The organism is Ruminococcus callidus ATCC 27760 (assembly GCF_000468015.1).
Classification (GTDB): Bacteria; Bacillota; Clostridia; order Oscillospirales; family Ruminococcaceae; genus Ruminococcus_C; species Ruminococcus_C callidus.
This window is the reverse complement of sequence record NZ_KI260362.1, coordinates 15,996-18,796: the sequence shown is the minus strand read 5'-3', so window position 1 is coordinate 18,796 and position 2,801 is coordinate 15,996. Positions and strand designations below refer to the sequence as shown.

The window sequence follows — 2,801 nt, the reverse complement described above, 5'->3', positions numbered from 1 at the left end:
GTCGCCAGACGCTCTTTGTGCGGCATTGCCTTATGCTTTTATGCTTCTGAAATAATTTCCGATTTCATCAGATCCTGTATCTCCTGCCGATTCGGCATCACCTTTAACGCACCCTTTCTCGTCGTAATCAGCGATGCTCCGGCATTTGCAAAACGCAGCAGTTCCAGAAGCTGCTCTTTTGTGAGCTTGTTCACTTCATGCTCCAGCACATAGTTCAACACGCAACCGAAAAATGTATCTCCTGCACCGGTTTTTTCCACAGATTTCACATCATAGACCGGTGCTTTTGCTGTTGCATTTCTCGTGTAAGCACAGCTTCCGTTTCCGCCCAGCGTGATGCAGATCAGCTGTATCTGCGGATATTTTTCCAAGAGTTCCCTTGCTGCCCGGTCATAATCCGAATGCCCGAACATAAACTCCACTTCATTGTCTGAGATTTTCAAAAGATTGCATTTGGAGAACCCGTATTCGATTTCAGTTCTTGCATCTTCAAGATTGTTCCAGAGCGGTTCCCGCAGATTCGGGTCAAAGGAGAGCATTGCTCCGCTTTCTATTGCGGTATCTATGGCAAATCTGGTGGCTTCCCGAACGCCTGCATGGGTCGAGGAAAGTGTACCAAAGTGAAAGATTCTGGAATCCTGAATCAAATCTGTACGCACTTCCTGCCTGGTCAGCATCATGTCTGCACCCGGATCACGAATAAAGCTGAACTCCCGTTCACCACCGGCAAAGGTATGCACAAAGGCAAGCGTCGTGGGAACACCTGCATCTGCCACCAGTCCGTCTGCACAAATTCCAACCTCTTTTATGGTTTCAGAAAGCTGCCTGCCGAACATATCTGCTCCGACTTTTCCAATGAACGCCGTATGCTTTCCCAGCTTGGAAAGCATGGCAAGCACATTACAGGGAGCACCGCCCGGGTTCGCTTCCAGTAAGGGGTTTCCCTGCGGACTGATTCCGTTTTCGGTAAAATCGATCAGCAGTTCTCCTAAAGCTGTTACATCATATTTTTTCACTGCATTTCCCTCATTCTATCGTATAATCATAAATCGTCAAGTTTGCGTGCAATGTAATGGAATCATTTCCAAAGGTTCTTGTAATTGTCAGCAAATCGTTTGCAGAATTTACCTGAATCGTTCCCTCCAGAGAAAATGCCGGATGGGTATTCCGCAGTGTCATTAGTTTTTTCAGTTCCTGTACAACAGGACGTTCCTGCTCTTTTGCCACTTCTTCTTTTGAGTAATAATGGCGATTGATGTCTCTGCCGTTCTTCGTCTGTTCCATCAGAGCAATGTCATTGCTTCCAGCAAGCATTCCTACATAATATACCTGCGGGATTCCCGGTGCAAAAAACTGTATTGCACGAGCAAGCAGATACGCCTTATCATTGTTTCCCAAAGCCGAATAATACGTCGTATTTACCTGATAAATGTCCAGATTATGATAAGCTTCAGAGCTGTAGATCTTCTTGACATTTGCCCCCTGGCTGTACATCTGTTCTTTGACCTTTTCAATTTCCTCGTCCGGCAGCAGGTCTTTTACATCCACAATGCCAATGCCGTCATGCGTGTCCAATGTCGTAAATTGTTTCATGGGACACATTTCCAGCCAATGCTTCAAATATTGTCCGTCATGATTATAGAGGGCATGCAGTGTCAGCACCGGAAGAGCAAAGTCATAAACCCAAAAGCCCTGATCGGAAATTTTCATGGGAATGGTGTAATGTTCGTGGATTTCCGGCAAGATCTCTACATGTTCCTTTTTGACAACATCTTCGATCTCATGCAGCAGTTCCCAGATGTCCGGTTCAATAAAAAAGCAATTGGTATCCGGTTTCTTTACAGCATAGGCAAATGCATCCAGTCGAATGACAGATGCCCCGTGATGACACATAGAGAGCAGTGTATCCCGAATAAATTTCTTTGTCACCTCTGTGCGAATATCCAGATCGATCTGTTCCTCACAGAATGTACACCATACTTTATCACGGCTGCCGTCCGAAAAAGTGACATCCACATATGGTGCTCTCGGTTTCCGCTTATAGATCAGATCTGTCTGCTCCTGTGTGGGTTCTCCGTTTTTCCAGAACTGGCTATACCGGATAAACATGTCCTTATAGGCTGAAGCATCTTTCTTTTCTAAAAAATCTTTGAAATACACAGAGCTTGCTGAAATATGATTGACCATAAAGTCAAACATCAGATAATACTCTTTTCCCAATGCCTCTACATCTGAAAAGTCGCCGAATTTCTCGTCAACCTTGTCGTAGCACATCGGGGCAAACCCTCTGTCCGCAGAAGACGGGAAAAAAGGCAGAATATGCACACCGCCAACAGCATTCTGATAGTGTTGATTCAGCAGTTCATGCAATTCTTTCAAGTTATTTCCCATGCTGTCCGCATAAGTAATCAGCATAATTTCATTTTTTAAGTTCATATCCGCACCTCACTCTATTGTATACAGGGTATGTCTGGAAAGGGGTTTCTGGGCAATATGACGGAAAATCTGCAAGCAGATTGCATGCAAAGCCTTCAGACGGGCTTTATGCAGCGTTTCCTGAAAGTAACTAGTTACTTTGTTGATTACAGCATACCATGAAACCAGTTACTTGTCAAGACTTTTTTCTGATTTTTGTCGCAATTTCTAAAAAATATGAAAACGTTTTGTGCAGTTCTACGAAACTGGTTACTTTACTAATTCTTTTATTGATTCACAAACGATTATGTGCTATAATGAAGAGAGAAACAGGAGGCATAAAAAATGGCGAAAAAAAATGTAACCTTTGCAGATATTGCAGCATA

Annotated in this window: 2 protein-coding genes; both read right to left on the bottom strand. The window is 43.8% G+C overall.

Annotated elements, in window-relative coordinates:
* Nucleotides 1-38: 38 nt before the first annotated feature.
* Nucleotides 39-1,016, bottom strand: coding sequence for a PfkB family carbohydrate kinase (locus RUMCAL_RS05815; protein WP_021681707.1), 978 nt, complete (start codon nt 1,014-1,016; stop codon nt 39-41).
* A 10-nt stretch (nt 1,017-1,026) separates the two neighbouring features.
* Complete coding sequence (gtfA, locus tag RUMCAL_RS05810) at nt 1,027-2,436, bottom strand: sucrose phosphorylase (RefSeq protein ID WP_021681706.1); 1,410 nt, start codon at nt 2,434-2,436, stop codon at nt 1,027-1,029.
* Nucleotides 2,437-2,801: the final 365 nt, after the last annotated feature.

Excerpts from the sequence above, each read along its gene's own strand:
- gtfA (WP_021681706.1), bottom strand. The coding sequence starts at position 2,436 with ATGAACTTAAAAAATGAAATTATGCTGATTACTTATGCGGACAGCATG.